The sequence below is a fragment of the Streptomyces narbonensis genome (assembly GCF_014649015.1).
Classification (GTDB): Bacteria; Actinomycetota; Actinomycetes; order Streptomycetales; family Streptomycetaceae; genus Streptomyces; species Streptomyces narbonensis.
Genome location: NZ_BMSF01000014.1, coordinates 1 through 24,474, shown reverse-complemented (window position 1 = coordinate 24,474; position 24,474 = coordinate 1). Strand labels below are relative to the sequence as shown.

General features: G+C 73.1%; 14 protein-coding genes. 4 read left to right on the top strand and 10 right to left on the bottom strand.

All coding sequences use genetic code 11. The features are described 5' to 3' along the window. Positions 1 to 156: 156 nt before the first annotated feature. A complete protein-coding gene (locus tag IE124_RS24970) occupies positions 157 to 1,686 on the top strand; it encodes an aspartate aminotransferase family protein (RefSeq protein ID WP_189510379.1) in 1,530 nt (509 codons plus the stop codon). A gap of 210 nt (positions 1,687 to 1,896) precedes the next feature. Here IE124_RS24970 and IE124_RS24965 read toward each other — a convergent pair whose 3' ends face one another. Then, a complete protein-coding gene (locus IE124_RS24965) occupies positions 1,897 to 4,323 on the bottom strand; it encodes an ATP-binding protein (RefSeq protein ID WP_189510377.1) in 2,427 nt (808 codons plus the stop codon). A gap of 699 nt (positions 4,324 to 5,022) precedes the next feature. Here IE124_RS24965 and IE124_RS24960 point away from each other — a divergent pair. Further along, complete coding sequence (locus tag IE124_RS24960) at positions 5,023 to 6,501, top strand: flavin monoamine oxidase family protein (protein WP_229832826.1); 1,479 nt, start codon at positions 5,023 to 5,025, stop codon at positions 6,499 to 6,501. 149 nt (positions 6,502 to 6,650) lie between these two features. Here IE124_RS24960 and IE124_RS24955 read toward each other — a convergent pair whose 3' ends face one another. The 3 genes from IE124_RS24955 to IE124_RS24945 form a co-directional block, all read right to left on the bottom strand. After that, the gene (locus tag IE124_RS24955) at positions 6,651 to 7,421 is read right to left on the bottom strand and encodes an SDR family oxidoreductase (protein ID WP_189510375.1); all 771 of its coding nucleotides are present in this window, start codon (positions 7,419 to 7,421) and stop codon (positions 6,651 to 6,653) included. 120 nt (positions 7,422 to 7,541) lie between these two features. Further along, positions 7,542 to 9,086, bottom strand: a complete 1,545-nt coding sequence (locus IE124_RS24950) for an outer membrane protein assembly factor BamB family protein (RefSeq protein ID WP_189510373.1) — start codon at positions 9,084 to 9,086, stop codon at positions 7,542 to 7,544. A gap of 39 nt (positions 9,087 to 9,125) precedes the next feature. Next, complete coding sequence (locus tag IE124_RS24945) at positions 9,126 to 9,671, bottom strand: hypothetical protein (protein ID WP_189510372.1); 546 nt, start codon at positions 9,669 to 9,671, stop codon at positions 9,126 to 9,128. A 201-nt stretch (positions 9,672 to 9,872) separates the two neighbouring features. On the opposite strand from IE124_RS24945, the gene IE124_RS24940 reads away from it, so the two are divergent. Continuing rightward, positions 9,873 to 12,971, top strand: a complete 3,099-nt coding sequence (locus tag IE124_RS24940) for an AfsR/SARP family transcriptional regulator (RefSeq protein ID WP_229832824.1) — start codon at positions 9,873 to 9,875, stop codon at positions 12,969 to 12,971. On the opposite strand, the gene IE124_RS24935 is transcribed toward IE124_RS24940, so the two are convergent. Beyond that, a complete protein-coding gene (locus IE124_RS24935; protein WP_189510369.1) occupies positions 12,959 to 13,846 on the bottom strand; it encodes an NAD(P)-dependent oxidoreductase in 888 nt (295 codons plus the stop codon). The genes IE124_RS24940 and IE124_RS24935 overlap by 13 nt on opposite strands. A gap of 49 nt (positions 13,847 to 13,895) precedes the next feature. Between IE124_RS24935 and IE124_RS24930 the strand changes: the two genes are divergently transcribed. Further along, positions 13,896 to 14,303, top strand: coding sequence for a MerR family transcriptional regulator (locus IE124_RS24930; protein ID WP_189510367.1), 408 nt, complete (start codon positions 13,896 to 13,898; stop codon positions 14,301 to 14,303). Here the strand turns inward: IE124_RS24930 and IE124_RS24925 are convergent. The 5 genes from IE124_RS24925 to IE124_RS24905 form a co-directional block, all read right to left on the bottom strand. Further along, positions 14,258 to 15,142 (bottom strand): class I SAM-dependent methyltransferase, encoded by an 885-nt coding sequence (locus tag IE124_RS24925; protein WP_189510365.1) that lies wholly within the window; start codon positions 15,140 to 15,142, stop codon positions 14,258 to 14,260. The genes IE124_RS24930 and IE124_RS24925 overlap by 46 nt on opposite strands. 168 nt (positions 15,143 to 15,310) lie before the next feature. Next, the gene (locus tag IE124_RS24920) at positions 15,311 to 16,387 is read right to left on the bottom strand and encodes a branched-chain amino acid aminotransferase (RefSeq protein ID WP_189510363.1); all 1,077 of its coding nucleotides are present in this window, start codon (positions 16,385 to 16,387) and stop codon (positions 15,311 to 15,313) included. Positions 16,388 to 16,460: 73 nt separating this feature from the next. After that, the gene (locus tag IE124_RS24915) at positions 16,461 to 16,865 is read right to left on the bottom strand and encodes a nuclear transport factor 2 family protein (RefSeq protein ID WP_189510361.1); all 405 of its coding nucleotides are present in this window, start codon (positions 16,863 to 16,865) and stop codon (positions 16,461 to 16,463) included. A 47-nt stretch (positions 16,866 to 16,912) separates the two neighbouring features. Continuing rightward, positions 16,913 to 24,151 carry a non-ribosomal peptide synthetase gene (locus IE124_RS35430; RefSeq protein WP_189510359.1) on the bottom strand — a complete coding sequence of 2,413 codons (7,239 nt, stop codon included), beginning with the start codon at positions 24,149 to 24,151 and terminating at the stop codon, positions 16,913 to 16,915. Positions 24,152 to 24,160: 9 nt separating this feature from the next. After that, a partial coding sequence (locus IE124_RS24905) for a phosphopantetheine-binding protein (RefSeq protein ID WP_189510357.1) occupies positions 24,161 to 24,474 on the bottom strand: 314 nt, incomplete at its 5' end.

Sequence of the window (24,474 nt, the reverse complement as noted above, 5' to 3'; positions counted from 1 at the left end):
GACCCTTCTGACGCCTGTTCATTCTCAAGTAACGTGCCCAACAGAGCTGTTCACGGCTTGCGGTAGCCGGGCGATGACCGCTCCATGACCTCGTGGCAGCACTCTCCGGGTGCCCCCGTGGGTAGGGTCCCCCCGTATCCAAGAAGAGGGGGCGTCATGAAATCCGTATCCGATGAACCCGGAATTTCCGAGCCTTATCTGCTCGGTTTCCTCACCTCCGTCGGGCTCGATGTCGAATACACGCGGGCCGAGGGGAACACGTTGTTCTTCCGCGGCGAGGACGGGGAGGAGGTCCCCGTCCTGGACGCGGCGGGCGGCTACGGCTCGCTGATCTTCGGCCACAACCATCCCGAGCTCGTCGCGCGGGCGAGGCGGCTGCTCGACGAAGGCGCTCCGGTCAACGCCCAGTTCTCGCGCAACTCGTGCGCCCAGGAGGTCGCCGCCCTGCTCAGCGGCATCGTTCGCCGGGAGACGGGCTCCGCCGAGACGTACGCGGCGATCTTCGCCAACAGCGGAGCCGAGGCGATCGAGGCGGCCGTCAAGCACGCCGAGCTGGACCGGGTGCTCCAGGTGCAGGCGCTCGTCGCCGAGCTGGCGGAGCACACGGCCGCCGCGCGGGCGGCGGTCGAGTCCGGCGAGGCGGTCCTGCCGGCCGGCGGACACCAGGACTTCGAGGTCCTGGCCGAGGAGGTGGCCCGTGCGAACGCGGAGGTCGGCTCCAGGCCGCCGGTCTTCCTGACGCTGGAGGGTTCCTTCCACGGAAAGCTGGTCGGCAGCGTCCAGTTGACCCACAACTCCGCCTACCGGACCCCGTTCGGGGCGCTGGCGAACCGGGCCCGGTTCGTCCCGCTCGACCGACCCTCCGCAGTCGGGGAGATCATCGCCGAGGAGAGCGCCGCGCTGCGTGACATCGTGGTGCGCGACGGGGCGGTCACGCTCGTCGAGCGGCCCTTCCCGCTCGTGGCGGCGTTCCTGCTGGAGCCGATCCAGGGCGAGGGCGGCATCGTCCCGCTGACCCGGGAGTTCGCGGCCACGGTCCGGCGGGAATGCGACGCCGCCGGCATCCCGGTGGTCATCGACGAGATCCAGAGCGGGATGGGCCGCACGGGCGCGTTCCTCGCGAGTTCGCTGATCGGTCTGCGCGGCGACTACTACGTCCTGGCGAAGAGCCTGGGCGGCGGTCTGGCGAAGACGTCGGTGATGCTCGTGGCGAGCGGCCGGTACCGGCACGAGTTCGATCTCGTCCACAGCTCGACCTTCGCCAAGGACGGCTTCTCCACGCCGATCGCCCTGAAGGTCCTGGAGATGCTGGAGGCGGACGGCGGCCGCGCCTACGGGCTCGCGCGGGAGCGGGGCGCCCGGCTCGCCGAGGCCCTGGAAGGGGTCCGCGCCGACTTCCCGGACGTCGTCAAGGAGGTCCGCGGGAAGGGACTGATGCTGGGCCTGGAGTTCCATGACCAGTCGGAGTCGTCCTCCGAGGCGGTACGGGACGGGGCCCGGTCCGGCCTGCTGGGGTACACGCTGTCCGGCTATCTGCTGCGGGAGCACCGGGTGCGGACGTTCCCCACGGCGAGCGCCGGGAACACGCTGCGGTTCGCGCCGTCGATCCATCTGACGGACGGGGAGATCGAGCGGCTCGCGGACGCCCTGCGCGCGGTGGCCTCCGTCCTGCGCGACGAGGACTAGAAGCGCCTCACCGGCGGAAGGGTGTGAGGGTCGTCGATCCGTGTGGCCGGTGTGGCCCGTCCCGGACGGGACGGGCCACACCGTCGCCTGCGGAGGTCTCCTCCCCGGCCGGCAGAGCGGAGGTCTCCTCCCTGTCGGGCCACGCGGAGGTCTCCCCTCCAGCCCGCCCGGCGGAGGGATCCTCCCCGGCCATGATCCGCCGGACAGGCCCTAGCTGTACTGGCGCTCGTTCTTGACCCGTTCGACCTGCTCCGGCACGCCGGGGCCGTGTCCGCCGGCCGCACCGCCGCCGCCCTTGCCACCCGGGTGGCGGGGCTCCACGACGCGGGGCTCCGCGAGACGCAGTGCCGCCCGGGCGGGGAGGCCTCCGGCGTGCCGGCCACCACCCGCCGTGATGGCGCCGGCCGCCCCGCCCGCCGCCTCGTGCGTGTCGCCGGGAGCCGCCGCGGACAGCAGCTCCTGGAGGCGCTGTTCGGCCGCGTCCGAGAGGGGTTCGAGGGTGAGGGTGGTCGCCTGGCGGCTGCCGCTGCCCCAGTCGGGACGACGCTCCAGGAGCTCGGGCCGGGCGGCCGCGATGACCACGAGGGGCACGGCGCCGACCCTCTCCGGGAGCTGTTCGACGCAGTCGAGCAGGCGGTCGTCGCCCCGGTGGAGGTCGTCGACGACGATCACGAGAGGCCGCTCCTCGGCGGCGAGGCCCACGAACTCGTACCAGGCGTTGAGGAGTTCGGAGACCATCGGCTGGCGTATCTCCGAGCCCTCGGGATCGACGAGCGGGCTGAGGTACGGCAGCAGCCTGCCCGCCGTCTCCTCGCACTGGACCAGCTGGTGGAGCGTGCTGGCCAGCTTGGCGCGGGCGGACTTGCCCGAGTCGCCCTGCTGGATCCCGCAGCACGAGGCGAGTATCGCGATCTGCGCGGAGAGCGGGTGGTTGCCGTACAGGAGGGTGGCCCGGGTCGCGAGGAACAGCGGCGCGTGGGGGCGCCCCGTGATGCGGTGCTCCAGCTCCACGATGAACCGGGTCTTCCCCACACCGCCCTGGCCGAGGAGGGTGACGAGGTGCGGGTTGCCGCGGTGGCGGGCCAGCTCCAGGAGCCCGCGCAGCACTTCGAGTTCGATCTCGCGGTCGACGATCGGCACGCCGTGGTGGTCGGCCGGCTCCTCGCTGCCGCTCCTGATCCGCCATCCGCCCGCCGGGTCCTCGGCCGGCTCGTAGGCGATGACGGACTCGGTCTCCCTGAAGGTGCTGTCGCTCACCCTGATCTCGCCCTGGGGGACGAGGGCGAGGAGCCGGTGACACTCGTCCATGAGCGCGCCGACGGCCGACGGCGGGGTCTCCTCGTCGCCGGGGAGGTAGCGCACCAGCGCCTCCCCCACCTCGACGGCCGCCTTGACGGCGAGCTGCCGAGTGGGGGCGAGCCGGTCACGGATGGCGAGGGCCGCGCGAACCGCGCGTTCCGCGTCGTCCGCCCGGCCGCGGTGCACGCCGAACAGTGCGAGCGAGAACGGGCCGACGGAGCCCGCGACGGTCCCGCCGTGGCGTTCGATCTCCTCCTCGACCACGGCGGCCGTGCCCTGGAGCAGCCGGTCGGCCTCGATTCCGGTCTCGGAGGCGTGGGCGTGGAGTTCGGTCCTGAGCAGGACGACGCCCACCTTGCGGTGCTCGGAGACCACGGTCTGGTGGGCCCCGGCCGGTGGCGCCTCCACGGGACCCGCCGCCCCGGCCGCCTGCGCGGGCGAGCCGGCCGAGCCGGCCCGGTACGCGGGAACTCCGGAGACGCCTCGCAGGGCGACCGCGTGCTCGGTCGCCGCGGCGGCCTGGGTGAACTCGTACGAGGTGGCGGCGGCCTGCAGGGTGAGGGCGGGGTCGTGGGTGAGGATGGCCTGCTGGAGGGTGCGGAGTTCATGGCCCGGCTCCAGTCCCAGGTTCTCGACGAGGGCCGAGCGGATCCGGCCGTACACATTGAGCGCGTCGGCCTGCCGTCCGCAGCGGTACAGCGCCAGCATGAGCTGGCTGCAGGCCCGCTCGCGGAGGGGCTCCCGCTCGACGAGCGTCTCGAGCTCGCCGAGGACGGAGTGGTGGCGTCCGAGGGCGAGCTGCGCCTCGAAGAAGTCCTCCATGGCGTCGGTGCGGGCGCCCTGGACGGCCGACAGTTCCGGCCAGGAGATCCCCGTCTCCACCAGATCCGTGAGTGCGGGCCCACGCCACAGGTCGAGCGCCTCCTTGAGGAGGCGTGCCGCGGACTCGGTCCGGCCGGCTTCCAGTTCCGCCCGCCCTTGGGTCGCGCGCCGCTCGAAGCGGAAGAGGTCCACCTGCTCCGGTTCGACGCGCAGCATGTAGCCGGGTGCCTGGGTGATCAGGACGGGAGCCTGTGTCGTCCGGTTGCCGGAACCGCCCTGCGCGCCGTTGTGGAGGATGCCGCGGAGTCCCCAGACCGCGTTCTGCAGGATCTTCCGTGCGGAGCTCGGTGCGTCGTCGGCTGACCAGACGGCGTTCAGTAACTGGCTGGTGGCGACGACCTTGTTGGCCTTCAGCAGGAGGAATCCCAGAGTCGCCCGCTGACGCGAGCCTCCTAACGAGACGGTCCCCCCACCCTCGGAAACGACCTCCAACGGCCCCAGCATGTGAATGTGCATGTGTCCCCCTGGACTGCGCAAGATCCGTCGATTGTCCCCATGGCCCCGCTCGCGTCCCCGTGTCGGCGTCTCGGCCGGATCACTCTGTTCTGCCAGCTCGTCGCCATGCTCCCCCGCATTCGGACATCATTCGCTCTTGGCTGGTTATTACTGTTTCTTGGCTTGAAATACTCAGCCTCTGGAGTGTGGTCGGCAATCCAGGACATAACCGGCTGCGCATTTCACCGCCGATTGCCATGATTTCACATCGGTCGGCCTTTCTCCTTGAGAGGCTTGCCGGGCCGCGGTCATCTTTTCGACTCGCGCCCGCGGGCCCCCTCGCCCCCGCCCTCAGGGCCGGAGGCCTGGGCGTTCCGGTGCTCCTCCACCGTCCTCGAAGATCCCCACCGTCCGGGCACCGGCGGGAAACCGTCCCCTCTCCGTCCGCTCATCAGCCACCTGCTTACCGGGCCGTGAGCAGGCATTGGGCAGGACACGACGGCACCTCGGCTACTTTCGCACCGGCACGGGCATTCGGCTCATTCCCTTCGCTCGACGGCCCGGGAATCGCTCGATTCGGAACGGCTTTCCCGGGCCGACCGGCGGACGCGGAACACCACAGGACTTCATTGCCGTCGCCGAAGGCCACCGCATGCCCAGAACCTCGCAGCACGCCGCAGACCGTCGTCGTAGAACGTCGCAGAACATCGAGGAGACATCGTGAACACCGACAGGACGCCGTCGCGCTCCGGAGCCCATCGCCCGGTGGGCCGCCGTACCGCGCTCAAGGCCACGGGTCTCGCCGCGGTCGCCGCTTCGGCCGGATCGCTCGCCTTCGGCGGCACCGCGCACGCCGGAACCGTCGAGGCCGCCGAAGACGCCCGGAGGGACTACGACGTCATCGTCGTCGGCGCGGGCTTCGCCGGCGCGGCAGCCGCCCGGGAGCTCCGCTCCCGCGGACTCCGGGTCCTGGTCCTCGAAGCCCGTAACCGCGTGGGCGGCCGGGTCTGGACCGACAGCTACCTCGGCCGGAAGATCGAGCTCGGCGGACAGTGGATCCACCCGGCGCAGACGTACGCCATGGAGGAGCTGAACCGCTACAACATCCCGCTGGTCACCGAGATCCAGCCGGAGGTGGCGGTCTACCCGACCGCGAGCGGTCCGACGAGCTTCGCGCCCGGCGAGGTGTTCGGGCGGCTGGGCGAGATGCTGGCCCAGCTCTTCGAAGGCTCCCAGCAGTACTTCGAGCGGCCGCGCGACCCGCTGTTCCGCGCCGACCTGCTGCGCGCGGTCGACCCCCTGTCCCTCCACGACCGCATATCCCGGCTCAACCTCTCGGCCCAGGACGCGGGTTGGCTGAGCTCGCAGGTCGCGGGGTTCGCCGGCGGGTCCAGCAGGGACGGCGCCCTCACCTCGCTCGCCCAGTGGTGGGCGCACACCGGCTGGAACGCGGACGGCTGGTTCTCCCTGATGTCCCAGCGCGTCGGCCTCGACGGCATGAGCGGGCTCGTCCGCGCGATGTTGTACGAGGAGCCGGTCACCGTCAAGCTCTCCACCCCGGTCACCGCCGTCGCGGACACGGGCAGCGGCGTCTCGGTCGTCACGGCCAACCGCGGGACCTTCCGCGCCTCGCACGTCGTCGTGGCGGTGCCCACCAACGTGTGGAAGGACATCACCTTCGCGCCGGGGCTGCCCAAGGTGCACGCCGACGCGGCGGTCGAGGGCATCGGCGTGCGCCGCACGGTCAAGCTGTGGATGCAGGTCCGGGGCGTCACGCCCCTCACCCTCTGCCAGGGGTACGAGGGCCAGCGCATCGAGAGCCTCTTCCCGACCGCCAAGCTGACCGACGGCAGCCACCTCATGATCGGTTTCGCCTTCGACCCGACCTTCGACCCGAGGAACCTCTCGCAGGTGCAGGCCGCCGTCCGGGAGTACCTGCCGGCCGCCCAGGTCGTCTCCGTACGCTCGCACGACTGGGGCTCCGACCCGTACGCCCGGGGCGCCCAGGCCCTGCGCCGCCCCGGCCAGCTCCTGCGTCAGCTGCCGGACATCCAGCGGCCGTACGGGCGGATCGCGTTCGCGGGCGGCGACCTCGCGAGCGTGTGGAACGGCTTCGTCGACGGGGCGATCGAGTCGGGCCGGGCCGCGGCGCAGGCGGTGGCGCCGAGGGCACTCGCCTCGCAGCGCGTCAGGGCCTGACCGCGTCACCTGCGGGCCGTCACCGGCCGCGAGAGCCGGTCGGAGACGGCCGGAGACGGTGACGGCCCGCGGGGCGGCCATGCCGCTCCACGGGCCATCGGCTCCTGCTCCTGCTCCTGCTCCTGCTCCTGCTACTGCTCCTGCTACTGCTACTGCTGAGGAACCGGCTGGATGTGCTGGGTGAGTCCGCCGTCCACCGCGAGCTCGACACCGGTGGTGAAGGTCGCGTCGAAGGCGAAGAACAGCGCCGCGGTGGCGACCTCCTCCGCCGTGCCGTGGCGCTTCATCGGGGTGAGCGCGTCGCCGACCTGGCTGAGGACGGCCCGCTCCTCGGCGGAGGCGTCCGCGATGCCCATGGTCGGGGTGTGGATGAAGCCCGGGCTGACGGAGTTCACGCGGATGCCGCGGGGCAGGAGCTCGGCGGCGAAGACCTGCGCGAAGGAGCGCACGGCCGCCTTGGCCCCCGAGTACACGCCCATGCCGGGGGTGCCGGTGACGTTGGCGATCGAGGTGGTGAAGACGATCGACCCGTGGTCGTTCACGAGCGGGGCGAGCTTCTGCACCGTGAAGAACACACCCTTGGTGTTCACGTTGAACTGCCGGTCGTAGGTCTCCTCGGTGACGAGGGCGATCGGCTCGAGCGCGGCGTAGCCGACGTTCACGAAGACGGCGTCGACGCGGCCGAGCGTCTTCTCGACCTCCGCGGCGAGCTCCGCGATGTCGTCCATGCTCGCGACGTCCGACCGCAGGACGTGCACGGCCTTGCCGTCCAGGTCGCGGCGCGCGGTCTCGATGTTGTCCTTGTTGCGCCCCGTCAGCAGGACCTCGGCCCCGCCGTCGAGCAGCCCCTGCACCATCGCGAGGCCCATGCCGTGCGTCCCACCGATGACCACGGCCTTCTTGCCGGCGTACTTGCCCATCACAACTCCTGAAGACGTCAAGCGACTCACTGAACGACACCGACCGTAACGGGGCCGGTACCACTGCGTGATCACTGAGCGGTAACCGGGGCCCCACCGCCTCGGCGGGGCCCCGGAGGGCTACGTTCCGGGAGCGAAGGACAGCATGCGGGCCTGGTGGTCCGCGTCGTTTCCGGAGACGCCGCTCGGCGCGATCACGATCCGGCCGTTCGCGTAGGCCAGGCGTCCGGCGAGCATGCGGCGCTCGGTGGCCCGGGCCGTCACGGGATGCCGGAGCACCTGCTTCTTCGTGTCCACGCCGCCGGGCCCGAAGCGGGTGATCTTTCCGGGCTCCTCGTCCGTGGGGGCCTCGTAGACGAGTGCGAACGCGCCGCCGTCCGGACGGAGGGGGTGCAGGGTGCCGACCGAGCTCTTCACGCCCCAGACGAGCTTCCCGGTGTCGAGGCTGTAGCCGCCGACGCGGTCGGTGCCACCGAGGAAGACGATGTCCTTGCCGACGGCGGTGCCCGGACACATCTGCATGTTTCCTCCCGAGTCGCCCGCGTCGGCGCAGTACGCGAATCCCTTGGGCCGGGCGTCGATGGTGACGCGGAGCTTCCCTCCGGGCTTCAGGGCCACGACCCGCCAGTCGGCGGTGAGTTCCTTGTGGTGGTAGCTGGTGAAGACGACCGGGTCGACGGAGAGCATCTTCCCGACGCTCCAGCCCGGCTGGGTGCGGTAGCGCCAGCGGACCTTTCCGGTGCGCGGGTCGAGCTCGCGGAGCTGGTGGTAGGACTTGCCGCGGTCGACGTTGATCGCGCACGTGGAGCCCACCACGAGCCGGGGACCGCCCGCGACGTTGTCGGGGTAGCACTTCCCGGGGTTCTCCAGCGGGATGTCGTAGAGCTTGCCTCCGGTGTCGACGCGGTACGCGGCGGCCCTCATGCTCTGGACGATCGCGAGGGTGCCGCCGCTGATGGCGCTGTTCACCATGATCGTGCCGTCCATGGAACCGGTCTCGGTGAGCTTCTTGCGCCAACCGGCCTTCCCGGTCCTGAGGTCGATCATCTGGAGCTGGTTGCAGCGGTTGCCGGTCCAGTTCCGGTCGCTCTTGTAGACCACGACGATCTTGCCGTCGGGTGTCGGGTTGGCCGGCGCCTCGCAGACGGAGGCGGGCAGGGGCACGCTCCAGGCCTCGGTGCCGTCCGAGAGGCGGCGGGCGGTGACCTTCTCGTACCCGGCCTGGACGACGGTGTCCCCGACGATCCACAGGGGATAGAGCTTGACGGACCGCCGGGGCAGGTCGGTCCGGTCGTCGGCGATCCACGCCGTGGCGTCGCCCGCCGCGCGCCCGGCGTTGAGCTCCTCCGACGTCGGGACACGCACCGGCACCGGGGTGCGGACGGCGGGCCCCCGGGAGGGGGTCGGCGTCGCGGAAGGGCCGGGCGCCTTGTCGGCCACGGGCGCGGCGGACCGGTTCCACGGGCCGTCGACGAGGGCGTACACCCATCCGCTCGCCGCCAGGAGCGACAGGGCGACGACCATCGCGATCAGCGACCCCTTGCCGAAGCGTCTGCGGCGGGGCGGCGGCTCCGGCGGGGTGTAGCCCCCGGGGGCGTACGGATTGTCCGGGACCTGCTGCTGTGGCTGGTGCGGCCGGTACCAGGGCTGTGGCGGGTGGTGCATCGGTCTCCCCTTTGTCCGCCGGTCCGAGAGCTGGTCATATCAGGAGGCGGGGCGTTCACCGGACGGGTCGGAGACCACGATCCGGATGTGCGACGGAGCGTACTTGCGGGCCTTGTGGAGCATCTTCGACAGATCGAACTTCGAACGCGGAACGGAGACATGGACGGGTGCGGGCATGGCCGGGTCCTGCGCCGTGGCCGCCCCCGCCGGGAGGACCGCGCCGGGGCGCAGGCGCGCGCCGATCAGCGCCCGCTGTCCGTCCGCCGGTGTGGCCACGACGAACTCGGTGACGTCGGCCCACGGCACGAGGACCGTGCCGAAGCGGGCACCGGCCGCGTCGAACTGGAAGGCGGTGCGGCGGTTCTCGAACGAGGCGATGATGAAGGGCAGCGCCGCGACGATGACGACACCGCCCTTCATGTCGAGGGCCCAGCCGAGGAGCGCGGCCAGGGCCACGACGCCGACGATCGAACCCCACAGGGCCGCCTGGTCGCGCGCGGAGAACGGATGGGTGACCCGGTAGCGCTCCCATCGGCCGCTCCGCCGGGTGGGCCGTGCGCCGGACGCTCCGCTGGCATGAGACATGGGGACATGTCCTCTCTTGACGGTGTGCCGGCTGCTTCCCGCCGACCGACTCTTCCCGCTCACCGCCCGGCCTGTCGGCACCCGACATGACGAGTCACACACTGGAGAGGCGCTCTGCAGCGCGGATGAAATCCCGCTGATGCGGGAGACTGGGGCACTGCGCGGGCAGGGAACACGGGGACTTGGGGCTTCGAAGTGGGCGTGGATGCAGCGGGGCGGGGTGCGGTCCCGGCCGGGACGGCGGGGCGGCTGCGGATCGAGCTGCTCGGACCCGTCCACGCCCGTCGCGACGGCAGGCCGCTGGGTCTCGGCCCGATTCGGCGCCAGGCGGTCCTCGCCGCCCTGGTCCTGCGCGCACCGGCCTTCGTGACGTACGGGCAGCTCCTCGACGACGTCTGGGGGACCGAACCTCCGGGGACGGGCCACCGGGTCCTGCCGAGTTATGTGTACGCGCTCCGCAAGGCACTCGACGTACCGGGCGCAGGACCGGACGGCTCGGTGATCGAAGGGGGGCGCGGTGGCTACCGCTTCGTGACCGGCGACACGCGGACCGACCTCGCCGACCTCGCCGAGCATGCCTCTCTCGCGCGGGCCGCGAAGGCCGCAGGAGACCTCGACCGGGCCGTCGACCACGGCGGCCGGGCCCTGGAGCTGCTCCGCGGCGAGCCGCTGCCCGGTCTGCCGGGGCCGCTCGCCGACACCGAGCGGCACCGCCTCGCCCGCCGGCGGCACGCCCTGCACCAGGACCGCTCCGAGTGCCTGCTGCTGCTCGGACGGTACCGGGACGCGCTGGAGGAGCTGATGGCGGCGCCGCCGGCCCCGCTCCACGACGAACCGATGGCGGCCCTGCGGATGCGCGCCCTGTACGGCAGCGGCCGGCAGGCCGAGGCGCTGTCCGTCTACCAGGAGACGCGGCGTCGGCTCCTCGACGAGCTGGGGGTGGAGCCGGGGGAGGAACTGCGCCGCATCCATCAGGCCGTGCTGCGCCGGGAGGACGCGCTGCTGCTCGGCCGGGCACCGGAGTCGCGCGCGGGCGGGGACGTCCCGCTTCCGGACTCCCCGCCCCGACAGGACCACCGCACGGAACCGTCCGACCCGGCCACCGGGCCCTCCCCCGCCCGACCTCTCCCGCAGGACCTCCGGCGGCAGCCGCGTCCGCGCCGGAACGAACTGCCGGGCGACACCGCCTGCCTAGTCGGCCGCGAGGCCGAACTCGCCCTCCTCACGGCTCCCGTGGCGCCCGGCGCCGTGTCCGTGATGACCATCGACGGCACGGCGGGCGTCGGGAAGACCGCCCTGGTGGTACGGGCCGCCTGGGCACTGGACGCCTCCTACCCCGACGGTTGCCTGTTCGTGGACCTGTACGCGTACGGCGCCGCCCACGAGTCCGTCGGCCCGCAGCGGGCGCTGCGCCGCCTGCTGCGTGCTCTGCGCGGCCCCGGCGACGAACTCCCGCACGACGAGGCACATGGGGACGACATGGCGGAGCTGGTCACCGCGTGGCGGGCGGCGACGAGCGGCCTGCGGCTGCTGCTGGTCGTGGACAACGCCCGCAGTGCCGAGCAGGTACGGCCGCTGTTGCCCGCCGGACCGGGCAGCCGGGTCCTGGTGGCGGGCCGGCAGCGGCTGCCGGGCCTCGACGCGGACCTGCGGCTCACGGTGGAGCCGCTGGGCCCGGGCGAAGCCGTCGGCCTGTTCCGGGAGCTGCTCGGCGAGTCCCGGGCGGACCGCGAGCCCGAGGCCGCGCGCGAGCTCGCCCTGCGCTGCGGCGGCCTCCCGCTGGCCCTGCGCATCGCGAGCGCCCGGCTGCAGAACCGCCCGTCGTGGACGCTGGCCTTCCTGGCCGGCCGGATGCCCGACGACACGCGCGGCCTCGGCGAGCTGCGGGCCGGGGACCGCAGCGTGGAGGCCGCCTTCCGAATGTCGTACGACCAGCTCACTCCCGAACTGCGGCGTGGATTCCGCGCGTTGGGTTCGGCACCGGCCGCCCGCTTCGACGGCGTGACCCTCGCCGCCATGCTGGGCACGCCCGACGAGGAAGCCGAGGCGCTCCTGGAGGACCTGGTCGACGCGAGCCTGCTCCAAGAGCCGCACCCCGGCCGCTACCGGCTGCACGATCTCGTACGGGCCCACGCTCGGCGGCTCGCCGCCGAAGCGCCCCGGGAGGCCGCCGCGGACCGCGCGGCGGTACTGGCGCTCTACACGGCGGCGGGCCGCGCCGCGAGCGACTGGGGACCGGAGACCTTCCCCACCGGGCAGGGGGTCGCCGGTCCCGACGTCACGGGCCGGGACGTCGACGCGCAGCCCTTCTCCGGTGGGGCGGGGGCCTCCGCCTGGCTGGACGCGGCGGGCGGGGACCTGGTCGACGTGGTGGCCTCCGCCTCCGCCGCCGGCGAGTTCGACCATGCCTGCCGGATCGCGGAGGCCCTCGTCGACCACCTGGCGCGCCGGGGCCACTTCCACGAGTGCCGCTCCGCCCTCGAACACGCCCTGGCCTGCGCGGACATGACGACCGAACGGCGCATGCCGTCCTCCCTGCGCATCTGCCTCGGGATCGTCGACGTGTACCAGGGACGGTTCCGGCAGGCTGCCGACTGGTTCGCCGAAGCGCTGCGGTACGCCCGCCGGCAGGGTGATCCGCGGGACAGCGCCCGGGCGACCGCAGGCCTGGGCGCCGCGACGTGGCCGCTGGGCCGGCCCGAGGAGGCCTTGGCGCACCTGACCGAGGCGGTGGAGCTGGCGGCCGGTCTCGACGACGACTGGCTCACCGGGATGGCGAACCTCAACCTCGGAGCGGTCCACTCGCGGCATGCCGGCCGGCACGAGCTCGCGCTCGACCACTACGCCACCGCCCTGGCCCTCGCCGAGAAGAACGGCCGCCCCCGGATGATCAGCAGCACCCTGTGCTTCGCCGCCGAGGCCCACCTGGCCCTCGGCCGGCCCGCCGAGGCCACGGAGCTGCTGCGGCGGGCGGCCGAGCTGGCCCGCGAGGCCGAGGACCTCCCGCTGCGCGCGGCAGGCCTGTCGCAGCTCGCCGCGACGGAGCACGTACAGGGCGATCTGCGCTCGGCCGTCGACACCCACCACGAGGCGCTGTCGTCGCTGACCGGGCACACGAGCACCTGGCTGGAGATGGGCGTCCGGATCCGCCTCGGCAGCACGTACGCGGCGGCGGGCCGCCATGCCGAGGCGTGTCAGGAGTTCCGCACCGCCCTCGCGCTGCCAGGAGCGGGCGATCACCCCCGGGAGTACGGCCTCGCACGCGACGCGCTGAGCCGGTCGGCCGCTCACCCTTCCTGAGGCCGGCCGAACTCCTCGATCAGGACGGGGTACTGCTCCCCGCCGTGCCCGGCGGCGATCGCGCGGGCCGCCATCGCCTTGATCAGCCTGGGCAGTTCGGCGTTGACCCCCAGTGTCTCGCTCTCCTCGATCAGGTGGTCCATCGCCCGCGCGTCGGTCTCCAGCGCCGACACCTCGGCGGGGAAGGAGCCCTTGTCGATCTGCTCGGCGTACCCCGGGAGCCAGTCGGCGACGCCGGCGGCGATGTGCCGGGCGAACGGCGCGTACGTCACGGCGTCGACGCCTGCCGTCGCGAGCAGGGCGGTGCCCTGGAGCCAGGCGTTCAGGACGCTCCACATCATGGCCAGGCCGGCCACGTCGTACAGGGACGCCAGGCCGGGGTCCTCGCCGAGGTGGGTGACCGTGCCGAGCGCGCCGAGCGTCGGCGCGTGTGCCTCGAAATCCTCCTCGGGCCCGCTGTGGAGGATCACCGCGTCGGCGGTGCCGATCCCCGGCGGGACGGCCATGATGGCGCCGTCCAGGTAGCGGGCGCCGCGCCGCTTCGCCCATGCGGCGGCCCTGCGGGCCTCGCCCGAGCTCCCCGAGGTCAGGTTGACCAGCGTCGTACCGGCCGGCTCGACGCCCTCCGCGTCGAGGAGTTCGTACACGGCGTCGTAGTCGGTGAGGCAGAGGACCGTCAGGGGGCTCGCCGTGAGCGCGTCGGCGACGGTCGGCGCCGACCGTGCCCCCGCGGCCACCAGCGGGGCGGCCTTGGCGGAGGTGCGGTTCCATACGGTCGTGGGGTGTCCGGCCTTCAGGAACGCGCCGGCGAGGGCCTGGCCCATCAGTCCGAGTCCGATGACCGTCACGGGCGCGTGTGCTGTGTTGTCGTTCATGGCAGCATCGTCAACGTTGATACCGGTGTGAAGGTCAAGCGAGGTTTCGATGCGGATCGGGGAACTGAGTCGGCGGACGGGCGTCAACGCCCACCAGCTGCGCTACTACGAGGCCCAGGGCCTGCTGGTGGCGGACCGCGGCGCGAACGGCTACCGCGAGTACGACGAGAACGCCCTGCTGCGGGTGAAGCAGATCCGGCACCTGCTCGCCGCCGGGCTGTCCTCGGAGGACATCGCCTATCTGCTGCCCTGCGCGGTCGGCGAGGCTCCGGAACTGGTCGGCTGTCCCGAGCTGCTGGCCGCGATGCGCTCGCGCCTTCGGCGCCTCGACAGCCAGATGGACCGGCTCGCCCAGTCCCGCGAGGCCCTCAACGGCTACATCGACGCGGCGGAACGCATGGGCGGCGAGAGCTACCCGCTGCTCACCGGCCCCGTGGTGCGGTCCGTCGCCTCCTGACCCTCCCCGGGCCCCGTCCCGCCGGGCTCGCTTCCTCCGGGCTTCCGTCCCCAGACGGTGAGCATCCCGGCCGACAGCGCGGCGCACTCCGCGGAATCCAGGTACCGGACCGCCGCGTCGACGTCCGTGTCGTCGACCAGGCCGGTGGCGAGCATCGCGGCCCGGCTGCGCTGCCAGGTGTCCGCCCAGAAGCGGCTGATGGGGCTGCCGGGCTGCAGCGGCGGTACGTGGATCTCGGCGGCCACGGGCAGGAGACCGGCCGTGCGCAGGAGGTGGGGGTACGACGGCACCCAGCCGACATCGGTGCCGATGGTGTCCCGGAGTCCCTGCCACATCGCCCGCATGACCGCGGTGTACGGAGTCCCGGGTGTCACGGAGCCCGGCAGGCCGCTGGTCAGGTCGACCGCGTCGCTGAGGACGAGCACCCCGCCCGGCTCGACGAGTCCGGCGAGCCGGCTGATCAGGCGGTCGTGCCCGGGCAGGTGCATGAGCACGAAGCGTGCGTGGACGAGCCGGAACCGGCCGGGATCGAAGTCCGGGGCGGTGATGTCGGCCTCCAGTACGTCGAGCCCCGGCAGGGGCCGCTCGCTCAGGAAGCGTACGTCGCGGTCCACGGCGAGCACGCTCGTGACGCCGGCCTCGGCGAGCAGCCGGCGGGAGACCGTGCCCGTGCCGGCCCCGACGTCCAGGCACCGCCAGCCCGGCCCGGCCCCGAGGGCCCGCAGCCGTGCCATGGTGATGCCGTCGTAGGCGAGGGCCCCGAAGTCGATGCGCTCGCCCTCGCCCGCCTGCTCGGGACGGAAGACGTCCTCGCCGTAACGGCCGCCGAACTGTTCCATGACCGGTCCTCTTCGTACCTGGGGGCGGTGCCGGGCGGCCCGTGCCGGGGCCGCCCGCCCACCGATGGTCCCCCGGCGGCCGTCCGCACGGCCGAGGCGCGCCGCGCCTGAGCCGATCGGCTGCCTCCGGTACCTCCGGCTGCCGCCGGAGGAGGGGGGTACGTCCCGTCAGGAGATGCGGTGCAGCCAGCCCTTGGGGTCCGGCGCGGTGCCGTGGTGCAGGTTGACCAGGGCGTCGCGCATGGCGAGGGTGACGGGGCCGGGGGTGCCGTCGCCGATCGTCCAGTCGCCGTCGCGGTCCTTGACATGGCCGACGGGGGTGACGACGGCGGCGGTGCCCGAGGCGAACACCTCGGTGATGCGGCCCTCCGCGCACTCGCGGCGCCACTGCTCCAGGGAGACCTTCTCCTCCCGGGGCACGTATCCCATGCCCTCGGCGAGCCCGAGCAGGGTGTCACGGGTGACGCCGGGCAGGAGCGAGCCGCTCAGGGACGGGGTCACGATCTCGGCGCCGGGGCCGGTACCGCGGACGAAGAACATGTTCATGCCGCCCATCTCCTCGACCCAGGTGCGCTCCACCGGGTCCAGCCAGACGACCTGCTGGCAGCCGGCCTCCTGCGCCTGGAGCTGGGCGACGAACGAACCGGAGTAGTTTCCGGCGCACTTGACGTTGCCGGTGCCGCCCGGGATGGCGCGGCTGTGCTCGTGGCTGACCCAGACCGACACCGTCTCCATCGCCTTGCCGAAGAACCCGCCGGCGACGAACGCCATGACCAGGTACTCGTAGGTGTGGGAGGGCCGGAGCATCAGGTTGGCGTCCGCGCCGAACATCAGCGGCCGCAGGTAGATGCTGTGGCTCGGGTCGTCGGAGAGCAGCCCCTGGTCGGCGCGGAGCAGCTGCTCGATGGAGTCGACGAAGACGTCCTGGGGCAGCTCCGGCATGGCCAGTCGGCGGGCCGAGCGCTGGAAGCGGCGGGCGTGCTCCCAGGGGCGGAAGACGGCGACGCCGCCGTCGGCCTGCCGGTGGGCCTTGAGGCCCTCGAAGATGACCTGGGCATAGTGCAGGCCGATCGTCCCCGGGTGCAGGGTCAGGTCGTGCAGCCGCGAGAGACCGGGCTTGTGCCAGCCGTCCGTCTCGTTCCACGACATCGTGAACATGTGGTCGGTGAACGCGTCGCCGTGCCCCGGGGAGCGGACGGGCTGGGACGCGGAGGCGGCGGAGTTCCGGTCGAACGTGATGGTCATGACGATTCCTTACGGGACGGTTCGGTACGGGACGGTGGGAGCCGGGCGCGCCCGGTCGGGCGCGCTCCGGTCGTCAGACGAGCGGTGCGAAGAAGAAGGTGTCGCGGCGGGCGAACCGGCCGTCCGCCGTGAGCTGGAAGAAGTCGGCGAAGCGCAGTCCGACCGTGGTGCCGTCGTGGAGCTCGCCGTCGAACTCGCCGTGCACGGCGATGTCGGAGCCCTCGACGAGGACCTTGGTGAGGGTGTGCCGCCCGGTCCGGATCACGCGGGCACCGCCGTAGAAGCGGGTCAGGCCCTCGTGGCCCTCGAAGGGTTCGTAGCCCGGGCGGTGGTAGGTGGCGTCGGAGGTGAACAGGCCCACCAGGCCGGGGACGTCGCCGGCGTCGACCAGCTCGTAGTAGCGGCGCACATCGGCCTCGGCGGCCGAGGCGGCGGTGGCGGTGGCGGTGGCGGTGGCGGTGGAGTCGTCGGTCCGCATGCGGGGTCTCCTGAGCGGTGAGTGAGCGGGACGGGTGGGTCGGGATCTCAGACCGCCGGCGGGGTGAGCCGGTCGATCAGTGCGTCGGCCATCCGCGCGAGCGCGTCGGGCCGGGTCATGTCGCCGTGCGTGAAGGGAAGTTCGTGGACGTCGAGCCGGCCCGCGAGGTACGGGCGCCAGTCGTCCGGGCGCGGGCGGGGGCCGGTGCGGCCCTCGCTCGCGGCGAAGAACAGCAGGTCGCCGTCGAAGCGTTCGGGGACGAACTCGTGGCGCAGCCGGACGTTCGAGGAGAAGACCTCCGCCAGGGCGGCGAGCGCGGGGCCGTCGAACCGGGCGAGCGGGCCGCCGGTCTCCCGTACGGTCTCCTCGAAGCGGGCGAAGGTCAGGGGGTCGGCCGGGGCGCCGGCCGGGACCGGGAGGCCCAGGGACTCCAGCAGGGCGGCGAGCGTCCGCGGGCAGGAGGCGGGCGGCGGCCCGCCGGCGGCCCAGGACGGGGGCAGGTCGGCGGTCCCGGTGCCTCCGGCGGTGGCGGACGGTTGCGTCACGAGGTGCGGGTAGGCGTCCATGAGGGCCAGCAGGGCGACCTCCTGACCCTCGGCGCGCAGCCGGGTGGCCAGGGCGTGGGCGACGAGCCCGCCGAAGGACCAGCCGAGGAGGTGGTACGGCCCTTCGGGCTGCACCGAGCGGAGCTGCGCCAGGTAGTCCTTGACCATCGAGTCCAGCCCGGCCGCCGGCAGTTCCGACGGGGTCAGGCCGCGGGCCTGGAGTCCGTACAGCGGGCGCTCGGGCCCGAGGTGGCGCAGCAGGCCGGCGTACACCCAGCTGATCCCGGCCGCCGGGTGCACGCAGAAGAGCGGTGCGGTGCGGGCGACGGCGCCGCGCGGGCGCAGCGGCAGCGGGGAGCCGAGGGAGTCGCCGGTTCCGGCCCCCGTCGCAGCGCCGCCGTCGGCGAGCCGGGCGGCGAGGCCTGCCACGGTGGGCGCTTCGAACAGTGCCTGGATTCCGAGGTCGACGCCGAAGACGCGGCGGATGCCGGCGATGAGGCGGGTGGCGAGCAGGGAGTGGCCGCCGAGGTCGAAGAAGCCGTCGTCGACGCCGACCGTCTCCACGCCGAGCGTCTCGGCGAACAGCCCGCACAGGGTTTCCTCGCGGCTGTCCCGGGGCCCGCGCACGGGTGTGGAGTCCGCGCGGACGGGCCGGGGCAGACGGCGGCGGTCGAGCTTGCCGCTGGGGCTCAGGGGCAGTTCGGCGAGGCGGACGAACTGTCCGGGCACCATGTGGGCGGGCAGAGCACGGGCGAGGTGGTCGCGCAGCGCGTCCGTGCAGCCCAAGGTGCCGTCGGCGTCGCTCGTGGCGGACGCGTCCTCCGCGTCGGCCTGCTCCGTCTCTCCGACGACATAGGCGACGAGGCGCTTGTCGCCGGGCCGGTCCTCGCGGACCACGACGGCGGCCTGCCGGACACCCGGGTGGCGGGAGAGCACGGCGGTGATCTCGCCGAGCTCGATGCGGAAGCCTCGGATCTTCACCTGGTCGTCGGCACGGCCGAGGAACTCCACCACCCCGTCGCCGCGCCACTTGGCGAGGTCGCCGGTGCGGTACATGCGGCTGCCGGGCGGCCCGAAGGGGGCGGCGGTGAAGCGTTCCGAGGTGAGGCCCGGCCGGCCCAGGTACCCCCGGGCGAGCTGGACGCCGGAGAGGTAGAGCTCGCCGGTCACTCCCGGCGGCACGGGCCGCAGTCCGGCGTCCAGGACGTGCACGCCGGTGTTCCAGACGGGCCGGCCGATGGGGACGGTGACCGCGCTCGGCGGAGCACCGGCGCCGGCCCGGTCGAAGCGGTGGGCGGTCACGTCGACGGCCGCCTCGGTGGGGCCGTACAGATTGTGCAGTTCGGCGGCGCTGACGGCGGCGAGCCGTTCGGCGAGCACGGTGGGCAGGGCCTCGCCGCTGCAGATGACGCGCCGCAGGGAGCGGCAGGCGCCGACGTCGGCGGCGCCGAGGAACGCCTCCAGCATCGAGGGGACGAAGTGGGCGGTGGTGACGGAGTGCCGCTGGCTCAGGCCGGCCAGGTAGTCGGGGTCCTTGTGGCCCTCGGGCCGGGCGACGACCAGGGTGGCGCCGGTGATCAGCGGCCAGAAGAACTCCCAGACGGAGACGTCGAAGCTGGACGGGGTCTTCTGCAGGACGCGTTCGCCGGGTTCGAGTCCGTAGGTGTGCTGCATCCAGAGGAGCCGGTTCACGATCGCGTCGTGGGTGACGACGACGCCCTTGGGCCGGCCGGTGGAGCCCGAGGTGTAGATGACGTAGGCGGGGTGTCCGGGCAGGGCCTCGGGCAGGTCGTGTACGGAGTCGGGGGCGGGGGCGGCTTCGAGTTCGGCGAGGAGTCCGGGGGTGAGGACGAGGGCGGGCGCGGCGTCGTCGAGCATGTGGGCGACGCGGTCCCGGGGGTAGTCGGGGTCGACGGGCAGGTAGGCGGCGCCGGCCTTGTGCACGGCGTACAGGGCGACGATCAGCTCGACAGATCGGGGCAGGGCGACGGCGACGACGCGTTCGGGGCGGGCGCCGTGGGCCACGAGGTGGCGGGCGAGGTGTTCGGCGCGGGCGTCGAGCGCGGCGTAGTCGAGGCGCTCGTCTTCGAAGAGGACGGCGGTGGCCCCGGGTGTGCGGCGGGCCTGTTCGGCGAAGAGCCGGGGCAGGGTGGTGGCGGGGACGGGGACGGTGGTGTCGTTCCAGTGGTGGCCGACCTGGTCGTGTTCCTCGTCGGTGAGGAGGTCGACGGCGCCGAGGGCCTGGTCGGGGTCCTGGGCGAGAGCGGAGAGCAGGACCCCGAGACGATGGCCGATGCGCTCCACGGTGGTGTGGTCGAAGAGGTCGGAGGCGTATCCGAGCGTCCAGTCGAGACCCGCCGGACGACCTTCGGAGTCGTACCGCTCCTCGATCCCCACCGTCAGGTCGAACTTCGCGACCCAGGTGCCGACGGGGACCACCTCGGTGCGCAGGCCGGGCATGGATTCGGCCTGGCCTGAGGCGGTGGGGTCCTTCTTCACCAGAAGCACCTGGAAGAGGGGGTGGCGGGCGAGGGAGCGGGCCGGGTTGAGCTCCTCGACCAGCCGCTCGAACGGCAGGTCCTGGTGCGCGAACGCCTCCAGGTCGGCGTGCCGGACACGGGCGAGCAGGTCACGGAACGTCGGATCCCCCGACGTGTCCGTCCGCAGCACCAGCGTGTTGACGAAGAAGCCGACGAGTTCGTCCAGGGCCTCGTCCGTACGCCCGGCCACCGGCGTCCCGAGCGGAATGTCCGTCCCCGCTCCGAGCCGGGTGAACAATGCCGCCAGAGCCGCCTGGCACACCATGAAGACCGTCGCACCCGAGGACCGCGCCAACTCCACCACGCGGCCGTGCACCCCGGCGTCCAGCGTCACCGGGACCGCGTCGCCCCGATGACTCGGCACAGCCGGACGCGCGCGGTCCGCGGGCAGCGCCAGCTCCTCCGGCAGACCTGCCAACACCTCACGCCAGTGCCGCAACTGACCCGACGCCACACTCTCCGGGTCCTCCACCCGCCCCAGCACTTCCTGCTGCCACAGCGTGTAGTCCGCGTACTGCACGGGGAGCGGCTGCGCGGGCGACGGCCGGCCGGTGGCGTGGGCCGTGTATCCGGCGGCGACCTCCCGGGCCAGCGCCCCCATCGACCAGCCGTCGCAGACGATGTGGTGGAGGACGAGGAGAAGGACGTGGTCGTCCTCGGCGACCGTGAGCAGGGCGGCCCTCAGGGGCATCCCGCCGGTCAGGTCGAAGGGGCGGCGGGCGAAGTCGCTGAGGTCGGTCTCCAGGCGAGCGGGGTCCGTGGTGACGTACTCCCACGGCACCTGGGCCTGGGCCTCCTCTGCCGGGACGACGTCCTGCCAGGGGCCGGTCTCGGACTCCGGGAAGCGGGTGCGCAGCGACTCGTGGCGGCGGACCGCGTCGGCGAGCGCCTCCCGCAGGGCCTCGCGGTCCAGGGTGCCGCGCAGGCGGAGGGCGAACGGCACGTTGTAGAGCGGGCTGTCGTCGACCCGTCCGAAGAACCAGAGGCGCTGCTGGGCGAAGGAGAGCGGGGGGGTACTGGGGCGGGGCACGGGGCGCAGCGCGGGCCGGGCTCGGACGGCGGCGTCGAGGCGGCCGGCGAGGCCGGCGGGCGTCGGTGCCTGGAACAGGTCGCGTACGGTCATCTCCACCCCGAGCGCGGCGCGGACCCGGGTGATCAGCCGGGCGGCGAGCAGGGAGTGGCCGCCGAGGTCGAAGAAGCCGTCGTCCGCACCGACCGCGCCGGCGCCGAGGATCTCGGCGAACAGCCCGCAGAGGATCTCCTCGCGCGGGGTGCGCGGGGCCCGGCCGCCCGGTGAGGGGCTGTTCCCCGGGGCGGGGAGGGCACGGCGATCGAGCTTGCCGTTCGGGGTGAGGGGCAGGGCGTCCAGGGTGACGAACGCGGACGGCACCATGTGGTCGGGGACCCGCGCGGCGGTGTGGGCCCGCAGGCCGGCCGGGGCCGTGCCGGGGCGGACGGGGACGACGTACGCGACGAGGCGCCGGTCACCGGGCCGGTCCTCGCGGACCGCGACGGCCGCCTGCCGGACGTCGGGGTGCGCGGTGAGATGGGTCTCGATCTCGGCGGGTTCGACGCGGAAGCCGCGGATCTTGACCTGGTCGTCGGCGCGGCCGAGGTAGTCCAGGACGCCATCGGCCCGGCGGCGCACGAGGTCGCCGGTGCGGTAGACCCGCTCCCCCGGTGCTCCGCACGGGTGGGCGACGAAGCGCTCCGCGGTGGCGGCGGGGCGGTGGAGGTAGCCGAGCGCGAGCCCGGCGCCGGACAGGTACAGCTCGCCCGGCACGCCGTCGGGCACCGGCCTGAGCCGGTCGTCGAGGACGTGGGCGTACTTGCCGTGGACGGGCGTCCCGACCGGGATGGGCGGACCGGTCAGATCGCCGGCGGTGACGGTGTGGGTGGTGGTGAAGCCCATGCTCTCGGCGGGGCCGTAGCCGTTGGTGACGCGGACTCCGGGGAACCGTTCGAGCACCTGCGCGGTGTGGGCGACGGAGGCGGCCTCGCCGCCGGTCATGGCGGCGTTCAGGCCCCGGAAGGCCTCGGGGTGCTCGTCGAGCAGGTGGTTGAAGAGGCTCGCCGAGGCCTTGAGGACGGTGACCCCGTGCCGGGTGACGAGGGCGGCCATGGTGGCCGGGTCGGGGCGCTGCCCCGGCTGAAGCACGACGCGGCCGCCGTTGAGCAGCGGGCCGAGGAGCTCGGTGGCGAAGGCGTCCCAGGACACCGGGGCGCTCTGCAGCCAGGTCTCGCCTGCGCCGAAGGGGGCGTACTCCTGGCCGGTGAGGGTGCCGGTGAGCGCCCGGTGCGGGGCGACGACGCCCTTCGGCACGCCCGTCGAACCGGACGTGAACATCACGCAGGCGGGCGCCTCGGCGCTGTCGGGGCCCGCGGGGAGGGCGGCTACCGGCGCGAGGTCGGCGTCGGGGACGTCATCAGGAGTGGTCGGATGAATCGGCGGGACGCCGCTGGCCGCGAGCCACTCCGGCACATCGGGGGCCGTGACGACCGCGGTGGCCCGGGTCTGGGCGAGAACGGCCGACAGCCGCTCGGCGGGGAAGTCCGGATCGAGGAGGGTGTACGCCGCGCCCGCCTTGAGCACGGCGAGCAGCGCACGGACCAGGTCGGGCCCACGCTCCAGGTGTACGGCGACGATGTCCCCGACCCGCACCCCATGGGCGTGGAGTCGGCGGGCGAGCCGGGTGGCCTGGGCGTCGAGCGCGCCGTACGTGACGGACGCGCCGTCGAAGAGGAGGGCGGTCGCGTCGGGGGTGCGGGCCGCCTGCGCCTCGAAGACCCGGTCGACACGGCCGGGTGCCGGGGCCTGCCGCTCGTCGCCCGGTACGGGGACCAGCCGGCGCCGTTCCTCGTCGGTGAGGAGGTCGACGGCGCCGAGGGCCTGGTCGGGTTCCTGGGCGAGAGCGGAGAGCAGGACCCCGAGACGATGGCCGATGCGCTCCACGGTGGTGTGGTCGAAGAGGTCGGAGGCGTATCCGAGCGTCCAGTCGAGACCCGCCGGACGACCTTCGGAGTCGTACCGCTCCTCGATCCCCACCGTCAGGTCGAACTTCGCGACCCAGGTGCCGACGGGGACCACCTCGGTGCGCAGGCCGGGCATGGATTCGGCCTGGCCTGAGGCGGTGGGGTCCTTCTTCACCAGAAGCACCTGGAAGAGGGGGTGGCGGGCGAGGGAGCGGGCCGGGTTGAGCTCCTCGACCAGCCGCTCGAAGGGAAGGTCCTGGTGGGCGAAGGCCTCCAGGTCGGTGTGCCGGACACGGGCGACCAGCTCACGGAACGTCGGATCGCCCGAGGTGTCCGTCCGCAGCACCAGGGTGTTGAGGAAGAAGCCGACGAGCTCGTCCAGGGCATCGTCCGTACGCCCGGCCACCGGCGTCCCGAGGGGAATGTCGGTGCCTGCCCCGAGCCGGGTGAACAGGCCGGCCAGAGCCGCCTGGCACACCATGAACACGGTCGCACCCGAGGACCGCGCCAACTCCACCACGCGGCCGTGCACCCCGGCGTCGAGTCGCATCGGGACCGCGTCGCCCCGATGACTCGGCACAGCCGGGCGCATGCGGTCCGCGGGCAGCGCCAGCTCCTCCGGAAGGTCCGCCAACACCTCGCGCCAGTGGCTCAATTGACTCGACGCCACGCTCTCCGGATTCTCCACGCGCCCCAGCACCTCCTGCTGCCACAGCGTGTAGTCCGCGTACTGCACCGGGAGTTCGGGCCACACCGGCTCCAGCCCGGAGGCGGTGCGGGTGGTGTAGGCCGTGGCGAGGTCCCGTACGAGCGGGCCGAGGGACCAGCCGTCGGCGGCGATGTGGTGGCAGACGAGCAGAAGTACGTGATCGCCGTCGTCGACCGCGAACAGGGCTGCCCGCAGGGGAAGTTCGGCGGTCAGGTCGAAGACGTGACGAGCGGTGGCACTCAGGTCGGCGGCCAGCCGGCCGGGATCCGTCACGACGACCTCCCACGGGAGATCGACCTCCTCGACCGGGACGATGTCCTGCCGGGGCCCGGTGTCCGAGTCGGGGAAGCGGGTGCGCAGCGCCTCGTGGCGGCCGAGGACGTCCATGAGCGCCAGGCGCAGGGAATCGGCATCCAGGGTTCCGCGCAGGCGGAGGGCGAGCGGCACGTTGTAGCTGGGATTCGGCTGCGTGCGGCTGAGGAACCACAGCCGCTGCTGCGCGTACGACAACGGAATCATGGTTTCTCCTCAGGAGCGGGACCGGCGCCGCAGTGCGGGCCTGGCCTTCTCGGCGCCGTCCAGGCGCTCGGCAAGAGTCGCCGGCGTGGATGCCTCGAACACGGTCTTGATGGACAGTTCGGTGTCGCACACCGCACGGATGCGGCTGATGAGCCGGGTGACGAGGAGGGAGTGTCCGCCGAGGTGGAAGAAGTCGTCGTCCACTCCGACGTCCGGGATCCCGAGGACCTCGGCGAAGAGGTCGCAGAGGAGCTTCTCCTGCTCCGTGCGCGGTGCGCGCCCGCCGGGGGCGGAGCCGGCGTCGGGGGCGGGCAGGGCCTTGC